Source organism: Arthrobacter pascens, from assembly GCF_030815585.1.
GTDB lineage: Bacteria > Actinomycetota > Actinomycetes > Actinomycetales > Micrococcaceae > Arthrobacter > Arthrobacter pascens_A.
Genome location: NZ_JAUSWY010000001.1, coordinates 1,733,791 through 1,753,078, shown reverse-complemented (window position 1 = coordinate 1,753,078; position 19,288 = coordinate 1,733,791). Strand labels below are relative to the sequence as shown.

Genomic DNA, 19,288 nt, shown 5'->3' with positions numbered 1-19,288 from the left:
CGGTCTGATCCTCCTGCTGCCGGCCCGGAAACAGGCCCGGACACACAAAAGCCCCTCGCCATGGAGGGGCTGCCGCGCGGCAATCCGTTTTTATCCGGATACCGGGCGGCTAGCTAAGCAGAAGGATCGCACGCATGGAACTACTTTAGCGCACCAGCGGGGCCGGAGGGGTTCACATGCCCTATGCCGCGCAATGCACCCGCGACTGCACTGCAGCCCCGTAAGGCAACGTCCCATCCGCGCTGGCACTGGTGGCATCCGCAACGCCACGCAGCTCCTCCGGACAGGGCAACTGGTTAGGGTTGATGGGGGTTGATGGCAGTGCAGGCACCGTTGAACTGGAGAGCACTATTTAGTTGCCTGGGCCATAAATTTAATGCGAGCCAGCCCCCACTTTAAGTACGTGCTCCAAGCGATTTCGCATCCGAAACGCCCGCATTTCACGGCCAACACAAATGGGCTTCGTTGACCTATTGCCAAACCGGCAGAATCGGTCCATTGTATTGTCTAAGCCTGTGGGGGGCTCACCAACGGTCTCAGGTGTAGGAGCCTGAAATGAATCTGTGGTGTGTATCCTGCGGTAACCGTTGCGAGAAATTGAAATCACATTCTTGCACCCCCTGTAATGAATCGGCAGGGCTCTAGTCATGTTTGGCTGGATCGCCCGTTTTAGTATGCAGTTCCGAATTCTGGTTCTCGCACTTGCCGCGGCCATCATCACCTTTGGCGTTGTGAATGTTCCACATATCGCTGTGGACACCATGCCCGAGTTCGCGCCCGCACAGGTCGAGATCCAGACTGAGGCCCTCGGCCTCTCTGCTGTTGAAGTTGAACAGCTCATCACCTCCCCGATGGAAGCCGATCTCCTCAACGGGGTGGCCTGGCTGGACGAGATCCGCTCGAAATCCGTCCCGGGGATGTCGTCAATTGAACTCGTCTTCGAGCCTGGCACGGATCTCCTGCGTGCCCGCCAGTTGGTCGCGGAACGGATGACACAGGCGCATGCACTGCCTAACGTCTCGACGCCGCCGCTCATCATGCAACCTGTGTCCTCCACCAGCCGGGTGCTGATGGTAAAGATGAACTCCCAGCAGCTCTCCGGCATCGACATGTCGGTCCTGGCGCGGTGGAAGATCAAGCCCCGGCTGATCGGCATCCCAGGGGTGGCGAACGTGTCCATCTGGGGCCAGCGCGAGCAACAGCTTCAGGTTGAGGTCAACCCCTCGCAGCTGCGGGAGAAGGGCCTCACCCTGGAGCAGATCATCAAGAGCACCGGTAACGCCGTCTGGGTCTCGCCGTTGAGCTTCCTCGAAGCGTCGACTCCGGGCACTGGCGGTTTCGTGGAGTCTCCCAGCCAGCGCCTCGGCATCCAGCATGTCCTTCCCATCCGTACCCCGGCCGACCTTGCCAAAGTCAGCGTGGAGGACTCGGACCCGGCGGTGGTCCTGGGCGATATTGCCCAGGTCAAGGAAGACCACCAGCCGCTGATCGGCGACGCCGTTGTGGGACAGGGTGCCGGCCTGATGCTGGTCGTGGAGAAGTTCCCGGGCGCGAGCACCCTGGACGTCACCCGTGACGTTGAGGCCGCCCTCAAGGACATGGAGCCCGGCCTCACCGGCATCCAGATCGACACCTCCGTTTTCCGCCCCGCCACCGCCGTTCAGGATTCAGTCAACAGCATCGGCCTGGCACTCCTGATCAGCCTGCTGATCGCCGTTGCACTGTTCTGGCTGCTCTTCCGTTCCTGGCGGGTCGCCGTCATCGCACTCCTGGCCATCGCAACCACGGTCATGACGGCGGCGACAGTGCTGTTCGCCCAAAACGCGACCCTGAACATCACCGTCCTGATGGGCATCCTGCTCGGCGTCGCCGTGATCGTGGGCGACATCGTGGAGGACGTACAGGCCCAGCGACGACGGACCATGGTCCCCGAGACCGCAGAGTCTGGTGACGTGAGGTCGCGCATCATGACCGCTGCCCGCGCAGTCCGCACACCGCTCTTCCATGCTTCACTCATCATGGTGGTCGTTCTCGTTCCCACGCTCTTCCTGACCGGAATCGGCGGATCGTTCTTCTCACCGCTGTTCTGGTCGCTGGTGCTGACCTTGGCCGCCGCACTGATCGTAGGCCTGTCTCTCACGCCGATACTGGCGCATTTCCTGCTTCCGCATAAGACGGCCCCCGGCAGGGAACCTCCCGCCGTCGGGCGTGCAACGGCTTACTACGACCGGGCATTGGGCGGCGCCCGTTCCCGGAGAGCACTGGCCATCGTGGCCGTCGCGGTCGTTGGGATCCTTGGCCTCGCCGCTGGCTCCCAGCTGGTCGGCAACCGGACTGTCGTCCCCACCATACCCGACCGCACCCTGCTGGTTCAGTGGGACACCATGGCCGGTACATCCACTGACGAGGTCCGGCGGATCGCCGCCAGGGCCTCCGATGAACTGCGGGCTCTCCCGGGCGTATCCGGAGTCGGCGGCCATATTGGCCGCGCCATTTCCGCGGACCAGGTGGTCGGCAACAGCTCGGCTGAGCTGTGGGTGTCGATCGCACCGGACGCCAACTTCGGCGAGACGGAGCAGGCAGTCCGGGACGTGGTGCAGGGCTACCCCGGCATCGCCCACAACGTTCTGAACTACTCGCAGCAGAAGATCGGCGACATGCGCAGCAGCCTGGAACCGGGCTTCGCGGTCCGGGTTTACGGAACGGAGATGCCGATCCTGCGCGAAAAGGCCGAAGAGGTCCGCAAGGCCCTTCAGGGCATTGACGGCGTCAAGAATCCGGTCGTCAACACCGCGGACATGACTCCGACTGTAGAGGTCGAGGTCAATCTCGAAGCCGCCCACAAGGCCGGCATCAAGCCCGGCGATGCAAGGCGCGCCGCGGCGGCACTCATGCAGGGAATCATCGTTGGCAACCTCTTTGAAGAGCAGAAGGTGTTCGAAGTCGTAGTGCGCGGTGCGCTTGGCGTCAGGGATGACCTGACCAGCATCCGTGAGCTGCTCCTCGATACTCCCAGTGGCATCCAGGTGCGGCTGGGCGACGTCGCCGCTGTCCGGATGGTTCCCAGCGAAGCTGTCATCCAGCACAATGAAACGTCGCGGCGGATCGACGTAGTGGCCGACGTCAGCGGACGCCCGCTGGCAGACGTCCAGCGGGATATTGAAGCGGCTATCAAGAAGATCCAGTTCCCGCTCGAATACCACGCAGAGATCCCGGCAAGATACGGCCAGATTCAGGCCGCAGACACCCTGGTGCTCTGGCTTGGAGCGGCTGCCCTCCTGGGCATACTGCTTCTGCTCCAGACGGCGGTGAGGAGCTGGAAGCTGGCCTTGGCCATCTTCCTGACGCTGCCGGCGGCGCTGGCCGGAGCAGCGATCGTCGGATGGATCGGAGCGGCATCGCTTTCCTGGTTGTCGCTGACAGCGTTCGCGGCCGTCCTGGCCATCGCTTCACGCAACGCGACACTGCTGTCGGCGCGGGTGGACGAACTCTGGCGGGAGTCCGAGGAGATGTCCCGCGCCGAGGCCGTCATGATGGCGGCCCGGGACCGGACGTCGCCAATCCTGAAGTCCGCCCTCGTCACCGTGCTTGTGCTGATACCGCCCGCCTTGCTCGGTGGCACGGCAGGCCAGGCGCTGATGGCGCCGATGCTGCTGGTCATTGCCGGCGGCCTGATAACCACAACGCTCGTGGGGCTCTTTGTGCTCCCGCTCCTGACACTCTGGTTCGGCCCCCGTACCGCCCCGGAAGAGTGGTCGGAAGTCTACGAACCGGAAGTACCCGTCACTCCTGTTATGCCGGAAAAGGTGGAAGTATAATGACCAGCCAAAAGTCCCTGCGACGCCTGCCAGTGGCAGCCGCTATCTGTGCAGCCCTGCTGTTTTCCCTGCCAGCCTGCGCTCAACGTTCAGCCGTGGCAGAGATGCCTGGCGAAGCGCCGGCCAAAGTAGAAAAGAACGCCACCACCGGCATAGCACGCATCAGCCTGAGCCAGAAAGCCATTGACCGGCTGGAGCTCCGCACTGAACCTGTCACGCAGGGGCCCGGAGCAGGCCTCTCGATCCCCTATGCTGCGCTGCTCTACCAAGCCGACGGCAAGACCTGGGTGTACACGAATCCTGAACCGCGGGTTTACGAGCGCCAGCCACTCACCGTCCTTAAGGTGGAAGCCGGCGTGGTCACGGCCAGCGTGGGTCCCGCCGTAGGGACTCAAGTTGTAACGGTCGGCGGAGCTGAACTGTTCGGCGCCGAGTTCAATACGGGCAAATGACATGCGCCGGCTCGTATCAGCCAGTCTAAGGTTCAGATCAATCATCATTGCGATGGCGGCGGCGCTGATGATCGTGGGCGGCGGTCAACTCAGCAGCGCCTCGGTGGACGTGTTCCCCGAGTTCGCGCCGCCGAAAGTCGAAGTGCAGACAGCCTGCCTGGGACTCACGGCCGCTGAGGTCGAAGAACTGGTATCGGTTCCACTGGAAGAGGCCTTCAACGGCATCGACGGCCTCGACCACATGCGGTCCAAGTCGGTACCCCAGCTGTCCTCCATTGTGCTGGAGTTCAAGAACGACATGGATCTGCTCACCGCACGGCAACTCGTGTCCGAGCGGATGGCAGCGGTCATTCCAACCCTGCCCACGTGGGCGGCGCCACCGCTCATGCTGCAGCCTTTGTCCTCCACCAGCCGGGTCATGAAGATCGGTCTGTCCTCCGACACCCGGTCCCTGATCGAAATGTCCATGATCTCCTACTGGAACATCAGGGCGCACCTCCTACGGGTGCCTGGTGTGGCCAATGTGGCAATCTGGGGCGAACGGCTCCAGATGCTGCAGGTGCAGGCCGATCCCGCCAGATTGGCGGCCCACAATGTCACCTTGGAAACGGTGATGAACACCACCGCTGACGCGCTGGACGCGGGCCTGCTCCAGTATTCCCAAGGCGCCATGATCGGCACCGGCGGTTCCCTCGACACGCCCAACCAGACAATAGGCATCCAGCATGTACAGCCCATCACCTCGCCGGCTGATCTCGCACAAGTGTCCCTGGACGATCGCGAGGGACAGCCGCCCCTCCGGCTCAGTGACGTTGCAAACGTGGTGGAGGATCACCAGCAACTGATCGGTGACGCAGTCATTAACGGCGGTCCGGGGCTCATGCTGATCGTGGAAAAACTCCCGTGGGGCAACACCCTGGAAGTGACGCGTGGGGTGGAAGAGGCGCTGAAGCAACTCGAACCAGGGCTCACCGGGATCGCTATTGACACCGCCATCTTCCGCCCGGCGACCTTCATTGAGGAATCCCTCGGCAACCTGGGCGTTTCGCTACTGCTTGGCTGCCTCTTGGTCATCCTCGTGTTGAGTGTCTTCCTCTTCCAATGGCGAACTGCCCTGGTCAGCGTGACGGCCATCCCGTTGTCGCTGATGGCTGCGGCCCTCGTGTTGTATTGGACCGGGGGCACGATTAACACGATGGTGCTTGCGGGGTTGGTGATTGCTGTCGGGGTGGTGGTGGATGATGCCATCATCGACGTCGAAAACATCGTCAGACGACTCCGACACCACCGTGCCAGCGGCGGGACTGAAAGCACGGCCAGGGTGGTGGTCAATGCCTCGCTTGAGGTCCGCGGACCGATTGTGTACGCCACCTTGATCATCGTCGCTGCCACCGTGCCGATTTTCTTCCTGGACGGGTTGACCGGGGCCTTCTTCCGGCCGCTGGCCACCTCGTACACCCTCGCGGTGATGGCGTCCATGCTCGTGGCGCTCACTGTCACGCCGGCCCTGGCGTACATCTTCCTCCGGAACGCCAAACTGGAGGACAAGGATCCGCCCGTGGTCAGGGTCCTCAAGCGCTGGTACGCCAAGGCCCTGCGGCCCATCGTCCGCCGACCCGTTCCAGGGTACGTCGCGCTGGGTGCTTTGGGCGCGGTAGGCATCGTGGCTGCGCCACTGTTGGGCCAATCATTGCTCCCGTCCTTCAAGGAGCGTGATTTCCTGATGCACTGGCTCACACAGCCTGGTACGTCCAACTCCGAGGAAGTCCGCGTCAGCGAGCTGGCCTGCAGGGAACTGATGACGATCCCGGGTGTGAACAATTGCGGGGCCCACACAGGCCAGGCATTCAACGCCGATGAGGTGGTGGGCGTCTACTTCGGTGAGAACTGGATCAGCGTTGACCCTTCGGTCGACTACGACGCCACCCTCGCGGCAGTCCAGGAGGTGGTTGACGGCTACCCCGGAATCGTACGGGACGTCCAGACCTACCTCAAGGAACGCATCCGCGAGGTTCTGACGGGCACTGGCTACGCTGTCGTCGTCCGCGTGTACGGCGACGACCTTGCGACGCTGCGCAAGGAGGCTGACAAGATCAAGGAAATCCTGGGCGGCATTGACGGAGCGATCGGTGCCAAGGTCGCTCTCCAGGCCAACATTCCGCAGATCAACGTGGAAGTGAACCTGGAGGCCGCCACCCGCTACGGGCTCAAACCGGGCGATGTGCGGCGCGCTGCGGCAACCCTGGTTGCCGGCGAAGAGGTCGGCGACATCTACCGGGATGGCAAGGCCTACGACGTCCAGGTGTGGAGCCCGCCGGAGACCCGGACCAGTGTCACGAGCATCGAGAACCTCCCACTCGACACGCCCAGCGGGACGAAGATCCGGATGGCTGATGTGGCAACGATATCGGTCAAAGCCACACCCAATGTGATTGAGCGTTCGGAGGGATCCAGGCGCATCGATGTCAGTGCCAATGTCAAGGAAGGCGATCTGGCCAAGGTTGTAGAACAGTTGAAGTCCGAAATGGAGTCGGTTGAGTTCCCGGTTGGCTATTCGGCGGCTGTCCTCGGCGAATACGCAGAACGCCAGGCCGCCTCACAACGGCTGCTGCTCTACTCGATCGGCGCGGTTATCGTCGTATTCCTCCTGCTCCAGGCTGCTTTCAAGAGCTGGCGGCTGGCGACCCTCGCCATCCTGACGCTGCCAATGGCCCTAGTGGGCGGCGTGATTGCCGCGCACCTGAGCGGGGGAATCCTGTCCCTCGGTTCGCTGGTCGGCTTCCTGACGCTGATGGGGATCGCGGCCCGAAACGGCATCCTGCTCATCAACCACTGCCAGCACCTGGAGCAGTTCGAGGGCATGCCGTTCGGACCTCCATTAGTGCTGCGCGGGGCTGCCGAGCGATTGTCGCCGATCCTCATGACCACACTCGCGACTGCCCTGGCCCTGGTGCCGCTGGTGATGATGGGCAACCTCCCGGGCCATGAGATCGAACACCCCATGGCGGTGGTGATCCTCGGTGGCCTGGTGACGTCAACATTGGTCAACCTGTTCATCGTCCCCTCGCTGTACCTGCGGTTCGCCAAACGGCGCTCGGGTGGTGGACACCGGCGCCGGCAGCCAGAGCCAGTCACGGTCGGCTAACCGCAAAAGCTGTCCGTTCCAGGCAGCGGACAAAATAGAGCTCCGGCCGGGTCTTTCCCCGGCCGGAGCTCTATTGGCGGGAGGGGCTACTTCACGTCCTCGTCCACCCAGTCCATGGACTTGGTGACTGCCTTCCTCCACAGACGCAGCTGGCGGTCAGCCTCGGCCTGGTCCAGCTGTGGTTCCCAGCGCTTGTCCTCGGACCAGTTGGCCGAGAGCTCACCGAGGTCCTTCCAGAATCCGACGGCAAGGCCGGCGGCGTAGGCAGCGCCCAAGGCGGTGGTTTCCACGACTTTGGGCCGGATCACCGGAACGCCAAGGATGTCAGCCTGGAACTGCATGAGCGCATCGTTGGCGACCATGCCGCCGTCGACCTTCAACTCAGTGAGCGGAACACCGGAGTCCGCGTTGACCGCATCAAGTACCTCGCGGGTCTGGAACGCAGTGGCCTCCAGTGCTGCCCGGGCGATGTGGTTTTTGTTGACGAACCGGGTCAGGCCCACAATGGCGCCGCGGGCGTCCGAACGCCAGTAAGGGGCGAAGAGCCCCGAGAACGCCGGAACGATATACACACCTCCGTTGTCCTTGACGGAGGCCGCCAGGGTTTCCACCTCAGGTGCGCTGCTGATCATGCCCAGGTTGTCCCGGAGCCACTGGATCAGCGAGCCGGTGACGGCGATGGAGCCTTCCAGCGCGTAATGCGGTGCCGCATCCCCCAGCTTGTACCCAACGGTGGTCAGCAGGCCGTTCTTGGAGTGGACGATCTCCTCCCCGGTGTTGAAGATCAGGAAGCAGCCGGTGCCGTACGTGTTTTTCGCCTCACCGGTCTGGAATGCCGCCTGTCCGAAGGTGGCCGCCTGCTGGTCGCCGAGGATGCCCGCCACCGGGACCTCGCGCAGCAGCTGCGAGGTGTGGACAGTGCCGTAAACCTCCGAGGATGACTTGATCGCCGGCATCATGCTGACAGGGACACCGAAGATGCCCAGGATCTCCTCGTCCCACTGCAGGGTGTCCAGGTCCATAAACAGGGTGCGCGAGGCGTTGGTGACGTCCGTGACATGCACGCCGCCGTCAACGCCGCCGGTCAGGTTCCAAAGAACCCACGAGTCGGTATTGCCGAAGACGAGGTCGCCGGCTTCTGCCCTGGCCCGGGCGCCCTCGACGTTGTCCAGGATCCATTTGATCTTGGTACCGGAGAAGTAGGTGGCCAGTGGGAGGCCCACCTTTTGTTTGAACCGCTCCGGGCCGCCGTCCTGGGCCAGCTCATTCACGATGTCCTGCGTCCGGGTGTCCTGCCAGACGATGGCGTTGTAGACGGCTTCGCCGGTGGTCTTGTCCCAGACCACGGCAGTCTCGCGCTGGTTGGTGATTCCGACGGCGGCAATATCGTGCCGGGTCAGGTTGGCTTTAGACAGTGCAGAGCCGATGACTTCGCGCGTGTTGTTCCAGATTTCCGCCGGGTTGTGTTCCACCCAGCCGGCCTGCGGGAAGATCTGCTCGTGCTCCATCTGCCCCGAGGACACTATGTTGCCCGTGTGGTCGAAAACGATCGCGCGGGTGCTGGTGGTGCCCTGGTCGATGGCGATTACGTACTGGTTCATGATGACGTCCTTGTCTGTATGTCTGTAGGTCTTTAGGCGGGGGTGCTGTTTGCTGAAGTGTCAGGCTGCGGCTGAGATGATGATCGGGGCGTATTTAGCGACGATACCTCCCAGGGCACCGCCAACCAGCGGGCCCACCACGGGAATCCAGGAGTACCCCCAGTCGCTTGAACCCTTCCCCCTGATGGGAAGCAGGGCATGTGCGATGCGGGGGCCGAGGTCACGGGCCGGATTGATGGCGTAGCCGGTGGGACCACCGAGGGACACGCCGATGCCTACCACCAGCAGGGCAACAGCCAGCGGCCCGAGCCCGGAGGGCGTTCCGCCGAAGGTGAGGATGACGAACACCAGGACAAACGTGCCGATGACCTCGGTGGCCAGGTTCCACGGAGTGGAGCGGATGGCCGGCCCGGTGGAGAAGACGGCCAGCTTGCTTGCCTCCAGGGGCTCGACGTCGAAGTGCTGCTTGTAGGCTGCCCAGCAGACCACCGCACCCAGGAAGGCGCCCAGCAGTTCGCCGCCGAAGTAGGTCAGGGTGGAGGCAACATCAATCGGGACGTCCGGCGCGTACTCGGCCTTACCGTTGACCAGCAGGCCCAGCGTGACGGCCGGATTCAGGTGGGCACCGGACTTGGCGGCAACAAATACACCCGCGAAGACGGCGATGCCCCACCCCCACGTGACCATCAGGAACCCGCCGCTGTTGCCTTTTGTCCCCTTCAGGGCAACGTTGGCCACGACACCGCAACCCAGCAGGGTGAGCATCGCCGTTCCGAAGACTTCGGAAAGGAAAACAATTCCAAGAGACATCTTTGACTCCTCTATTTTCTGTTGTCAGTCCTTCGCGGGTTGAAGGACCGTTGAGCCGGAGCGAGTTGACGCCCCGGCTGGCAGCCGGGTCCGCTTACGCGACCAGGCTGTGGATCTTTACGCGGTGGAAACGGTCCAGCACATCCTGTGCCAGGCGGATCTCCGCAGTTTTTGCGGCAGCGTCCCAGCCCAGCGGGACGGACAGCACCTCGGCCACCTCGTTGAGCAGCTCTCCGGTGACCAGCCCCCGGAAGGCGAGGGACGTCCGCCGGATGAGGACATCGGCCAGGTGCCCGATCTGCTCATGTTCAGCCATGAATTCCAGTTCGCGGACGCTGAGTTCGTGGGTTGAGTGCAGGAGCCTGTCCGGGCCGCCGTCGAGATGGCGGATGACGTCTTCCGCCCGGGTACCGTAGCGGGTCAGGAGCACGGCGGTCCGGTCAGCATCCCGGCTGGCGGACATGTGCGCCTTGATCCATTTCTGGATACCGGCTTCGTCTTCAGGGAAGCCGGCGCCGCCGCCGATGGCGAGCTTCGCCGTCGACACTTTCCGTTCCATGCCCAGTTCAGCGAGGACGTCGTTGCTCAGGTGCTCCGCGAGGGCCCGGAACGTGGTCCATTTGCCGCCTACCAGGCTGAGTACGACGGCGGCGGCTGCGCCGGGTGCGTCCCCCTGCAGCGTGTGCCGCTCAATGCGGTAGTCGCGGGAGACAAATCCGGGCTGCGTAGCATCGTGTTTGGGCAGCGGGCGCACGCCCGAGAAGGTGTAGACGATCTGTTCGCGCTGCACGGTAATGCCTGGGAAGACGTGGCCGATCAGGTCGAAGAAGTACGCGATTTCCCCGTCCGTGCAGACGGCGTCCTGGGACATGTCGGCGTCAACATCCGTGGTCCCGACCAGGACCCGGTCCCCCATGGGATAGATCAAGACGATCCGGCCGTCCGTATGTTCGAAGAAGATCTCCCGGCCGTTGCACGCTTCAAGGAGCCCGGGGTGATCCAAAACGATGTGGGAGCCCTTCGTGCCTCCCATGAACGAGGAGGCAGCGCCCAAGGCCCCGTTGGTGAGGTCCACCCAGGCGCCGGTGGTGTTGACAATGACATCGGCAGTGAAATCGAAGAGCTCGCCGGTCAGCTCGTCGCGGAGCTGGACCGTGTTGCCTGTTCGGGAAGGGCTGCCCGTTCCGGAGGGTGAGCTGCCCTTCATCGACTGCAGCGAGATGTAATTGCTTGCACGCGCTGTACCGTTTCCGGCGCCCGCCTTTTCGCCGTCCTGCAGCACGTCCAGGGTGAGCCGCTCCGGGTTGTGCACCGAGGCGTCGAAGTAGGTGGCCGCGTACTTGATGCCCGGGTGGAGCCGCGGCAGTTCGGCGAGGGCACGCTTGCGGCCGCGGAACTGGTGGCGGGGCACGCTGCCGCCGTCGCGGGAGAACGAATCGTACAGGCTCAGGCCAAGCTTGATGAGGAATGCGCCGCGCTCCTTGGGCTTCCCCTGCTGCTTGTGGGTCAGGAACCGCAGGGGCGCGGAGAGCACACCGGAGAAGGTGCTGAAGATGGGGATGGTGGTCTGGAGCGGCTTCACGTAGTGCGGTGCGATGTGCAGCAGGCGGTTGCGCTCCCGCACCGATTCCTGCACCAGGCGGAACTCCCCATTCTCGAGGTAGCGGATGCCGCCGTGGATCATATGGGACGATGCGCCGCTTGCGCCCTGGCAGTAGTCGCCGCGCTCCACGAGCGCCACGTCGACACCTTGCAGGGCAAGGTCGCGGAACGTGCCAACACCGTTGATGCCGCCGCCGATGACCAGCACCTTGGCGTACGGGCGCTGCTTCAGGCCATGTACCGACGCGCGCTGGGCGGATGTGTTTGCGGCTGTGACCGCAGTGTGGCCGAATGAATCCTTGAGTCCCAAAACAACTCCCTTGGGTTTGGTCCTGTGCGGCCACCTCACCAGTGCGCCGCTGTTCTCCAACTATTCTTTGGACTAATGGAAAATGGAGTCAAGCACTATGCACAAACGTGCAGGATGGATCCCCGATGACACTCTCCCGGCACTCCGATGCCCTTCGCGCTGCACAGATGTACTACCTCCAGGACCTCACCATGGACGCCATCGCGCGGGAGCTCCGCACGTCCCGTTCCACGATTTCCAGGCTTCTATCCTCGGCGCGTGATTCGGGGCTTGTGCAGATCCAGATCCGCAATCCGCTGGATACCGGCCCCGAGCTGGAAGGGATGATCCGGGCTGAGTACAACGTGGACGTGCACGTCGTCCCGGTCCTGGAGACCTTGAACGACGCGGAAACCCTGGACCGCGTGGCCATGCAGGCGGCACGCACCATCGGCCCGCTGGTGGACTCCAACGCGATCATCGGCGTGGCCTGGGGATCAACGCTCAGTGCAGTCAGCCGGCACCTGACCCGGAAAATCACCCACGACACCGTGATTGTCCAGCTCAACGGTGCCGGAAACATGCACACCACCGGCATCACCTACGCGAGTGACATCATGCGCCGGTTTGGCAGTGCCTATGGTGCCCGCGTCGAGCAGTTCCCCGTTCCCGCCTTCTTTGACCACGCCGCCACCAAGACGGCGATGTGGAATGAGCGCAGCGTGCAGCGGATCCTGGAACTCCAGTCAAGAATGAGCATCGCAATCTTCGGCGTGGGATCGGTGGATGCCGACTACCCCAGCCACGTCTATGCCGGCGGCTACCTCGATGAAAGCGACCTGAACATCCTGGCCAACTCCGACGTGGTGGGAGACGTTGCGACGGTTTTCTTCCGGAGCGACGGATCATCGGACGGCATTGTCCTGAACGAGCGGTCGACGGGACCCGCCCTTTCACAGCTGCGGGAGGTGCGGCGCCGGATCTGCGTGGTATCCGGCGCGTCCAAGATCAACGGCCTGCGCGGCGCACTCACCGCGGGCCTGGCGACAGACCTGATTCTCGATGAGGCAACCGCGCGCCGCCTGGTGAGCTTCGACGGCGCCATCTGACGGAGTCTGTGTAGTGAGTGGGTAGAGTCATTGCTATGAAAACCTCACCCCGGCTCAGCCTGAACAACGGCGTGCTGATCGACCAGTTGGGATTCGGGCTGTACAAGGTCCCGACGGCGGAAGCATCCGCCCTGGTTGCCATGGCGCTGGGTGCCGGCTACCGCCACTTCGACACAGCGGCGATGTACAGGAACGAAACCGGCGTGGCGCGCGGCATCAGCTCGTTATCAGGTTCCGACGGCGGAACCGGCGGCTCGGGGGAATCCTCGCCCGGCCTGTCCCGTGAGGACGTTTTCGTCACCACAAAGGTCTGGAACGATGACCAAGGGTATGACGCAACGCTCCGCGCCTTCGATACGTCCATGGTCAACCTCGGCCTGGACTATATCGACATGTACCTGATCCATTGGCCCTGCGCACGGCGCGGACTGTTCACCGAAACGTACCGTGCCCTGGAAACGCTCTACCGCGAAGGGAAAGTGCGGGCCATCGGAGTGTGCAACTTCCAGCCAACACACCTTGACCGGCTGCTCCAGACGGCTGAAGTGGTGCCGGCCGTGAACCAGATCGAACTGCACCCCTGGCTCCAGCAGGAAGAGCTCAGGGACAAGCACCACGGGCTGGGCATACGCACCGAGGCATGGAGTCCGCTGGGACGGGGCAAGGTGGTGGCGGATCCTGTCGTTCTGGCCTGCGCGGCAGAGCACGGGAGAACGCCGGCACAGGTCATTCTCCGGTGGCACATCCAGCTCGGCAACATCGCAATCCCGAAAGCAAGTTCCGAGGACCGGATCAAGGAAAACCTGGATGTGTTCGGCTTTGAGCTCTCCGACCACGATATGGCCGCGCTGGCTGAGCTGGACCGCGGACAGCGCACCGGCTCCCACCCCGACAACGTCAACTAGGACCCAGGCAATGAAAACAGCTGACCGCCAGCCTTCCACCACGCCGTCCTACTTCAGCCCCGAGCTGGCGGCCCGGACCAGCGCCTCGGACATCGAGATGGATGGCGGTACGGTCGCCTACTGGACCTATGAACCGGTCCGGGTGACACCGGAAACCCGCACCATCCTGGTCATCCACGGCTTCCGCGGCGATCACCACGGCTTGCTCCGGGTGGCCGACCAACTCCCCGGAATGCGGGTCATTATGCCTGATCTTCCCGGCTTCGGCAGTTCGGATGCCTTTAGATCCGGACAGCACACGGTGGAACACTATGGCAGGTTCATCGCTGACTTCATGGCTGCGCTGGACCTCGGCCCGGACACCGTTCTGCTAGGCCATTCGTTCGGATCGATCATTGCCGCGCACTATGTGGCGGCGCATCCCGGCACGGTCACGACGCTCATCCTCATCAACCCCATTGCCGCACCCGCGCTGGAGGGGCCCAAGGGGATCATGACCAGGCTCGCCGTCCTCTATTACCGGCTCGCTGCCCGTCTGCCGCGTCCGCTGGGACTGTCGCTGCTCCGCAGTCCGCTGATTGTCCGGGTGATGAGCGAGGCCATGGCCAAAACTCACGACAAGGAACTGCGCCGTTTCATCCACGGCCAGCACCACGCCTATTTCAGTGCGTTCGCGAACCGGGAAAGCCTCCTTGAGTCGTTCACGGCGTCCGTAGGCGCCCACGTTGCCGAGGTGGCGGCAAGCCTGACACTGCCGGTGCTGCTGATCGCCGGTGAAGAAGACGAGATCGCCATCCTGCCCGACCAGCATCGCCTGGCCGGGCTGTTGCCGGATTGCACCCTCAACGTGATCCCCGGCGTCGGACACCTGATCCATTACGAAACGCCGGGGCAGGCCGCCGGCTTCATCCGCAGCTTCCTTAAGGACCACCCCGCGTGAAAATAGTCATCGATGCACGCTTCACCCGGACCGACCACCATGACGGCATCAGCCGTTACGGGGCTAGCCTCATCGCCGCGACAGCGAGGATCGCCGACGTGTCCATGCTCATCAGCGATTCCCGCCAATTGTCCCTGCTGCCGGATGTTCCCTACACGCTGATCAACAGTCCGCTCTCGCCCGTGGAGCTGTTCGTCGCCCGCAAGGTGAACCGGCTCGGCGCCGACGTGGTGGTCTGTCCCATGCAGACCATGGGCAGCTGGGGGCGTAAGTACGGGCTCGTCCTGACGCTTCACGACCTCATCTACTACGAGCACTCGGCTCCCCCGGGATTCCTGCCGGCACCGGTCCGGGTGCTGTGGCGCCTCTACCACAAGGCCTACTGGCCGCAGCGGCTCCTCCTCAACCGGGCGGACATCGTGGCCACGATCAGCAGGACCACCGAGGCCCTGATGGCCAAGTACCGGCTCACGCGGCGGCCGGTGAGGATCGTCAGCAACGCACCGCAGCCCGCCCAGGAACCGCGTGATCCGGGCGCCGGCGCCGAGAATTCGCTCGTCTATATGGGCTCGTTCATGCCATATAAGAACGTGGAGACCATGCTGGCCGGGATGGCCGAGCTGCCGGACTTCACCCTTCACTTGCTGAGCAGGATCACGCCGCAACGAAGGGCCGAGCTGGACATCATGGTCCCGCCCGGCGCCAAGGTAGTCTTCCACAACGGCATTACCGACGAGGCGTATGCAACCCTGCTGAAGCGCGCCACTGCACTGGTGAGCCTCTCCCGCGCCGAGGGGTACGGCCTTCCCCTGGTCGAGGCGATGGCCCTTGGCACGCCGGTAATAGCGAGCGACATTCCGATCTTCCGGGAAGTGGGCGGCAAGGCCGCTTCGTATGTGGATCCGGCCTCGGCCGCGGAGTTTGCGGCCGCCGTGAAGAATCTGCGCGACGACGAACGCTGGCAGGAGGCTTCCCGCCACTCCGTTGCGCGTGCACAGGAGTTTAGTTGGGATGAGTCCGCCCGGCAGCTGGTGGACGTGGCCCACGATGTTGTGGCCATGCGTTCCCGTGGGGCGCGGTCGCGCTAGAGGACGTCCACTCCGTCCAGCCTGACCTGCACCGGTTCCTCGCTCCGCTTGGCTGCAGCGGCGGCCCTGGCAGACCGAAGCGCTCTGGTCACCGTGCCCGCCTGCCCGTAGGGGAAGAACAGCAAGGTCCGGACATCCTCCCCGCCGCGCTGGGGTGTTGGTGCTCCGGTCAGCAGCAGCGGTGCGGGACCAGCGGTCCGCAGCGTCACACCGGACGTTTCCAGCTGTTTTTCCACGCCGTCGGTGAAATGCACGACGGCGGTGCGCTGGCCGGTCACCGAGGCGATCCGGACCGCCGGCGGCAGCTGCAGTTCCACCCGGAGCGACAGCTCCCGCTGGGCATAGCCGGCAGGATCCCACCGCAGCAGTGCTCCGACTGCACCGGAGTCCGCCGCGGTGATCACCACCAGTCCATTCTCGGACGCGGGGCGCACGAGGGCCGCAGCATTGAACCAGCGGCGCACGGCGTCCTCCCCCGCCCGCAGGTTTTCACGCCGAAGCAGGGAGTCGCCGTCGAGGAGCAACGCCGCCGCATATCCGCCGTCCGCCACTGGTTCGGCACCCACCGTAGCCACCACCAGCGCCTTCGCGCCGCCCACATCAGCCTTGACATGGTCACCTGAGGATGTGATGACGGTTTTGCCGGGGAAGGCCCTGCCGAGCTCCTCGGCCGTCCGTAGAGCGCCGGTGGCCCCTTTACGGAGCCTGGTTCCCTGGCAGTGCGCGCACTGCCAGTCCGGGGCCGGGGTGGAGCACCAGCGGCATTGGGGAACCGCGGAGCTGCCGGTTGCGCCGGCTATGGCCAGAGGTCCCTGGCAGGAGCGGCACCGCGCAGGTTCACGGCAGGTTTCGCACACCAGCGACGGGGCGTAGCCGGCGCGGGCCACCTGCACCAGGACCGGGCCGCGTTCGAGCCCTTCCTTGGCGGCCCGCCACGCGGCCCCGGGAAGCCGTGCGATCCGGGCAAGCGGGTCACGTTCCTGTTCAAAGCTGTCCGCGGTGTTGAGCACGCGGGGCACGGTACGGCGCACAACGGACCGGTCGGCGTCAACCGGCATAGCCCAGCCTGCCTCCACCAGCCGTTGCAGCTCCGTGCTTCGCGTGTGACCCGCCATCAGGCAGGCTGAGCCTTCCTGTTCCGCACGCAGCAAGAGCACTTCACGCACGTGGGCGTACGGTGCCCGCTGCTCGATGTGGAGATCGTTCCCGTCGTCCCAGCATGCCACGAGGCCCAGATCCCGCACCGGCGCGAAGGCGGCCGACCTGGTGCCGATGGCTACCCGGGCCGATCCGTCCAGGATCCGGAGGAAGTTCCGGTAGCGGGGAGTGGGACCGTCGTCGGCCGTCAGGCGTGCGATGTCGTCCGCCGGCAGCAGGTCCGTCAGGGCGCCTTCCAGCCGGTGGAGGTCGCGGTAGTCGGGGACCACCACCACCGCACCGCGGCCGGATGCGCGGACGGCGGCGACTGCCTCCGCAATGAGCCTGGGCCACGCTGAGGGGCCAAACCCCTGAAGCGGACTGAAGACAGCGCGGGGAGCCCCGCCGTCCTGAAGGTGCCTGATGAAGGCTGGGCCGTTGCGATAATCTGTCCAGCCACTCTCTCTTGTGAGGACTGCACCGGACCCAGGACCGTCGTCGGAAGCGGGGACGGCCGGGAAATCGGGGCCGCCGGCGGGCGCGGCAACTGCGGATTCCGCCAGGAATTCCTTCTCCAGTCTTGCCACCCGCGGTGGAACCGCGACGCGAAGGACATCGCTGACCGTCCCTGCATAGCGGGCCGCAACTGCGGACACCAGGTCCCGGACGGCCGGAGTGAGGACGGAAACCGGGGAGACCACTTTCTGCAGGGGCACCAGGGTATGGCCGGCGTCGGACTCCGCGACGCGCTCAATGATGAAGCCGGCCAGCTCCTGTCCGTTGAACCTGATCTTGACCCGCACCCCGGCTTGGGCGGCACTGTCCAGTTCGGCCGGCACGCTGTAGTCGAAAGGACGGTCAAGGTGTGGCAAGGACGACTCAACCAGCACCCTGGCCACCGGAAGGTGTGGTGCCAGCGCAGGTCCTGCCTGGGGGGCCTTGGGCGGGAATCCCTGCAGCAGGGTCAGCTGCACGGCACCGGGAACGTCACGTTCGGGGAGGGCAGGCTCGGCCTGGAAGGTGGCATCAGAGGCCATTGCGGCTACCTCCGTTCAACATCCCGCGCGGATCAGGCTGGTTCCCTCCTGAGTGGCTATGACCAGCAAAGCACGTGGCACCGACATTCCGGCAGCTGGCGGGATGCGCTAGGCGTTGAAGAACGCCTTCAGGTCATCCACCCGGTCCAGGCGCTCCCAGGTGAAGTCGGGATCATCGCGGCCGAAGTGGCCGTGGGCCGCCGTCTTGGCGTAGATGGGGCGCTTGAGGTCCAGGGCGTCGATGATGGCACGCGGCCGGAGGTCGAAGATCTCCGCGATGGCGGCGCTGATCCGCTCAGGGTCCACGGTTTCGGTGCCGAAGGTTTCCACGTAGGTGCCCACGGGACGGGCCTGGCCGATGGCGTAGGCAATCTGGATTTCGGCCCTTTTCGCCAGCCCGGCGGCCACCACGTTCTTGGCGACCCAGCGCATGGCGTATGCCGCTGAGCGGTCCACCTTGGACGGGTCCTTTCCGGAAAAGGCTCCGCCGCCGTGGCGGGCCATACCGCCGTAGGTGTCAACAATGATCTTGCGCCCGGTCAGACCGGCGTCACCCACGGGTCCGCCGATGACGAATTCGCCGGCAGGGTTGAGGATGTTGGCCACCCGGGAAATGTCCAGGTTGGCAGCGGCCAGCACTGGTTGAATCACGAAAGAGGCCAGGTCAGCGCGCAGCCGGCCCAGGCTGGTTCCTTCGGCGTGCTGGCTGGAGATCACCACGGTTTCGACCGAGACCGGCGCGTCGCGGTCGTATCCCACTGTCACCTGGGTCTTGCCGTCGGGGCGGAGGTAGGACAGTTCGCCGGACTTGCGTACCTCGGTGAGGCGTTCTGACAGGCGGTGGGCGATCCAGATCGGTGTCGGCATGTAGGACGGCGTTTCGTCACTGGCGTAGCCGAACATCAGTCCCTGGTCGCCGGCGCCCTGGAGGTCGTAGTCGTCCTCCTGGCGGCCCTCGCGGGCCTCGAGGGAGTTGAAGACGCCCCCGGCGATGTCGTTGGACTGCTGGCCGATGGACACCGACACGCCGCAACGGGCGCCGTCGAATCCGTTGGCAGAGGAGTCGTAGCCGATGCCCAGGATGGTCTCCCGGACGATCTGCGGGATCTCCACATAGGCGTCAGTGGTGACCTCACCGGCCACGTGGACCAGGCCCGTGGTAGCCATGGTTTCCACAGCCACACGGGACTCAGGATCAGCCGCCAGCAGTGCGTCCAGGATAGCGTCGCTGATCTGGTCGCAGATCTTGTCCGGATGGCCTTCGGTGACCGACTCGGACGTGAAGAGCCGGAGCGCGGAGGGCGTGGCCCCTTGGGTGTGAGGAATATGCAGCGGTAAAGTCACTCAACTACCTT

General features: G+C 64.3%; 12 protein-coding genes. 7 read left to right on the top strand and 5 right to left on the bottom strand.

All coding sequences use genetic code 11. From position 1 onward, the window contains the following. Positions 1–647 precede the first annotated feature (647 nt). The 3 genes from QFZ30_RS08200 to QFZ30_RS08190 all read left to right on the top strand — a co-directional run bounded on the left by QFZ30_RS08200 (position 648) and on the right by QFZ30_RS08190 (position 7,415). Positions 648–3,818 carry an efflux RND transporter permease subunit gene (locus QFZ30_RS08200; RefSeq protein WP_307075128.1) on the top strand — a complete coding sequence of 1,057 codons (3,171 nt, stop codon included), beginning with the start codon at positions 648–650 and terminating at the stop codon, positions 3,816–3,818. A 95-nt stretch (positions 3,819–3,913) separates the two neighbouring features. Continuing rightward, complete coding sequence (locus tag QFZ30_RS08195; protein ID WP_307075126.1) at positions 3,914–4,270, top strand: hypothetical protein; 357 nt, start codon at positions 3,914–3,916, stop codon at positions 4,268–4,270. Between the two features lies 1 nt (position 4,271). Next, positions 4,272–7,415: an efflux RND transporter permease subunit gene (locus QFZ30_RS08190; RefSeq protein WP_307075124.1), complete on the top strand. Its 3,144-nt coding sequence runs from the start codon at positions 4,272–4,274 to the stop codon at positions 7,413–7,415. A gap of 86 nt (positions 7,416–7,501) precedes the next feature. Here QFZ30_RS08190 and glpK read toward each other — a convergent pair whose 3' ends face one another. The 3 genes from glpK to QFZ30_RS08175 form a co-directional block, all read right to left on the bottom strand. Next, positions 7,502–9,016 (bottom strand): glycerol kinase GlpK, encoded by a 1,515-nt coding sequence (glpK, locus tag QFZ30_RS08185; protein WP_307075122.1) that lies wholly within the window; start codon positions 9,014–9,016, stop codon positions 7,502–7,504. A 60-nt stretch (positions 9,017–9,076) separates the two neighbouring features. After that, positions 9,077–9,826 (bottom strand): MIP/aquaporin family protein, encoded by a 750-nt coding sequence (locus QFZ30_RS08180; protein WP_307075119.1) that lies wholly within the window; start codon positions 9,824–9,826, stop codon positions 9,077–9,079. Positions 9,827–9,920: 94 nt separating this feature from the next. Then, complete coding sequence (locus tag QFZ30_RS08175) at positions 9,921–11,738, bottom strand: glycerol-3-phosphate dehydrogenase/oxidase (protein ID WP_307075117.1); 1,818 nt, start codon at positions 11,736–11,738, stop codon at positions 9,921–9,923. A gap of 125 nt (positions 11,739–11,863) precedes the next feature. On the opposite strand from QFZ30_RS08175, the gene QFZ30_RS08170 reads away from it, so the two are divergent. Genes QFZ30_RS08170 through QFZ30_RS08155 form a run of 4 tightly spaced genes read left to right on the top strand, consistent with a single transcriptional unit; the run spans position 11,864 to position 15,759 of the window. Next, positions 11,864–12,826, top strand: coding sequence for a sugar-binding transcriptional regulator (locus QFZ30_RS08170; protein WP_307075114.1), 963 nt, complete (start codon positions 11,864–11,866; stop codon positions 12,824–12,826). 35 nt (positions 12,827–12,861) lie between these two features. After that, entirely contained in the window at positions 12,862–13,731 is an 870-nt protein-coding gene (locus tag QFZ30_RS08165; RefSeq protein WP_307075112.1) for an aldo/keto reductase, read from the top strand. Between the two features lie 10 nt (positions 13,732–13,741). Then, complete coding sequence (locus QFZ30_RS08160) at positions 13,742–14,671, top strand: alpha/beta fold hydrolase (protein ID WP_307075110.1); 930 nt, start codon at positions 13,742–13,744, stop codon at positions 14,669–14,671. Next, complete coding sequence (locus tag QFZ30_RS08155) at positions 14,668–15,759, top strand: glycosyltransferase family 4 protein (protein ID WP_307075108.1); 1,092 nt, start codon at positions 14,668–14,670, stop codon at positions 15,757–15,759. Before QFZ30_RS08160 ends, QFZ30_RS08155 begins: the two co-directional genes overlap by 4 nt. On the opposite strand, the gene QFZ30_RS08150 is transcribed toward QFZ30_RS08155, so the two are convergent. Together QFZ30_RS08150 and metK are read right to left on the bottom strand one after the other, a co-directional pair. Further along, positions 15,756–17,933 carry a primosomal protein N' gene (locus tag QFZ30_RS08150; protein WP_307075106.1) on the bottom strand — a complete coding sequence of 726 codons (2,178 nt, stop codon included), beginning with the start codon at positions 17,931–17,933 and terminating at the stop codon, positions 15,756–15,758. The two genes, QFZ30_RS08155 and QFZ30_RS08150, sit on opposite strands and share 4 nt — an antisense overlap. Before the next feature lie 108 nt (positions 17,934–18,041). Next, positions 18,042–19,277, bottom strand: coding sequence for a methionine adenosyltransferase (gene metK / locus QFZ30_RS08145; RefSeq protein WP_307075103.1), 1,236 nt, complete (start codon positions 19,275–19,277; stop codon positions 18,042–18,044). Positions 19,278–19,288: the final 11 nt, after the last annotated feature.

Bases quoted from the DNA above. Each gene is read 5' to 3' on its own strand.
- QFZ30_RS08180 (WP_307075119.1), bottom strand. From the start codon at position 9,826: ATGTCTCTTGGAATTGTTTTCCTTTCCGAAGTCTTCGGAACGGCGATG.
- QFZ30_RS08160 (WP_307075110.1), top strand. From the start codon at position 13,742: ATGAAAACAGCTGACCGCCAGCCTTCCACCACGCCGTCCTACTTCAGC.
- QFZ30_RS08150 (WP_307075106.1), bottom strand. From the start codon at position 17,933: ATGGCCTCTGATGCCACCTTCCAGGCCGAGCCTGCCCTCCCCGAACGT.
- QFZ30_RS08170 (WP_307075114.1), top strand. From the start codon at position 11,864: ATGACACTCTCCCGGCACTCCGATGCCCTTCGCGCTGCACAGATGTAC.
- QFZ30_RS08165 (WP_307075112.1), top strand. From the start codon at position 12,862: ATGAAAACCTCACCCCGGCTCAGCCTGAACAACGGCGTGCTGATCGAC.
- glpK (WP_307075122.1), bottom strand. From the start codon at position 9,016: ATGAACCAGTACGTAATCGCCATCGACCAGGGCACCACCAGCACCCGC.
- QFZ30_RS08190 (WP_307075124.1), top strand. From the start codon at position 4,272: ATGCGCCGGCTCGTATCAGCCAGTCTAAGGTTCAGATCAATCATCATT.
- QFZ30_RS08200 (WP_307075128.1), top strand. From the start codon at position 648: ATGTTTGGCTGGATCGCCCGTTTTAGTATGCAGTTCCGAATTCTGGTT.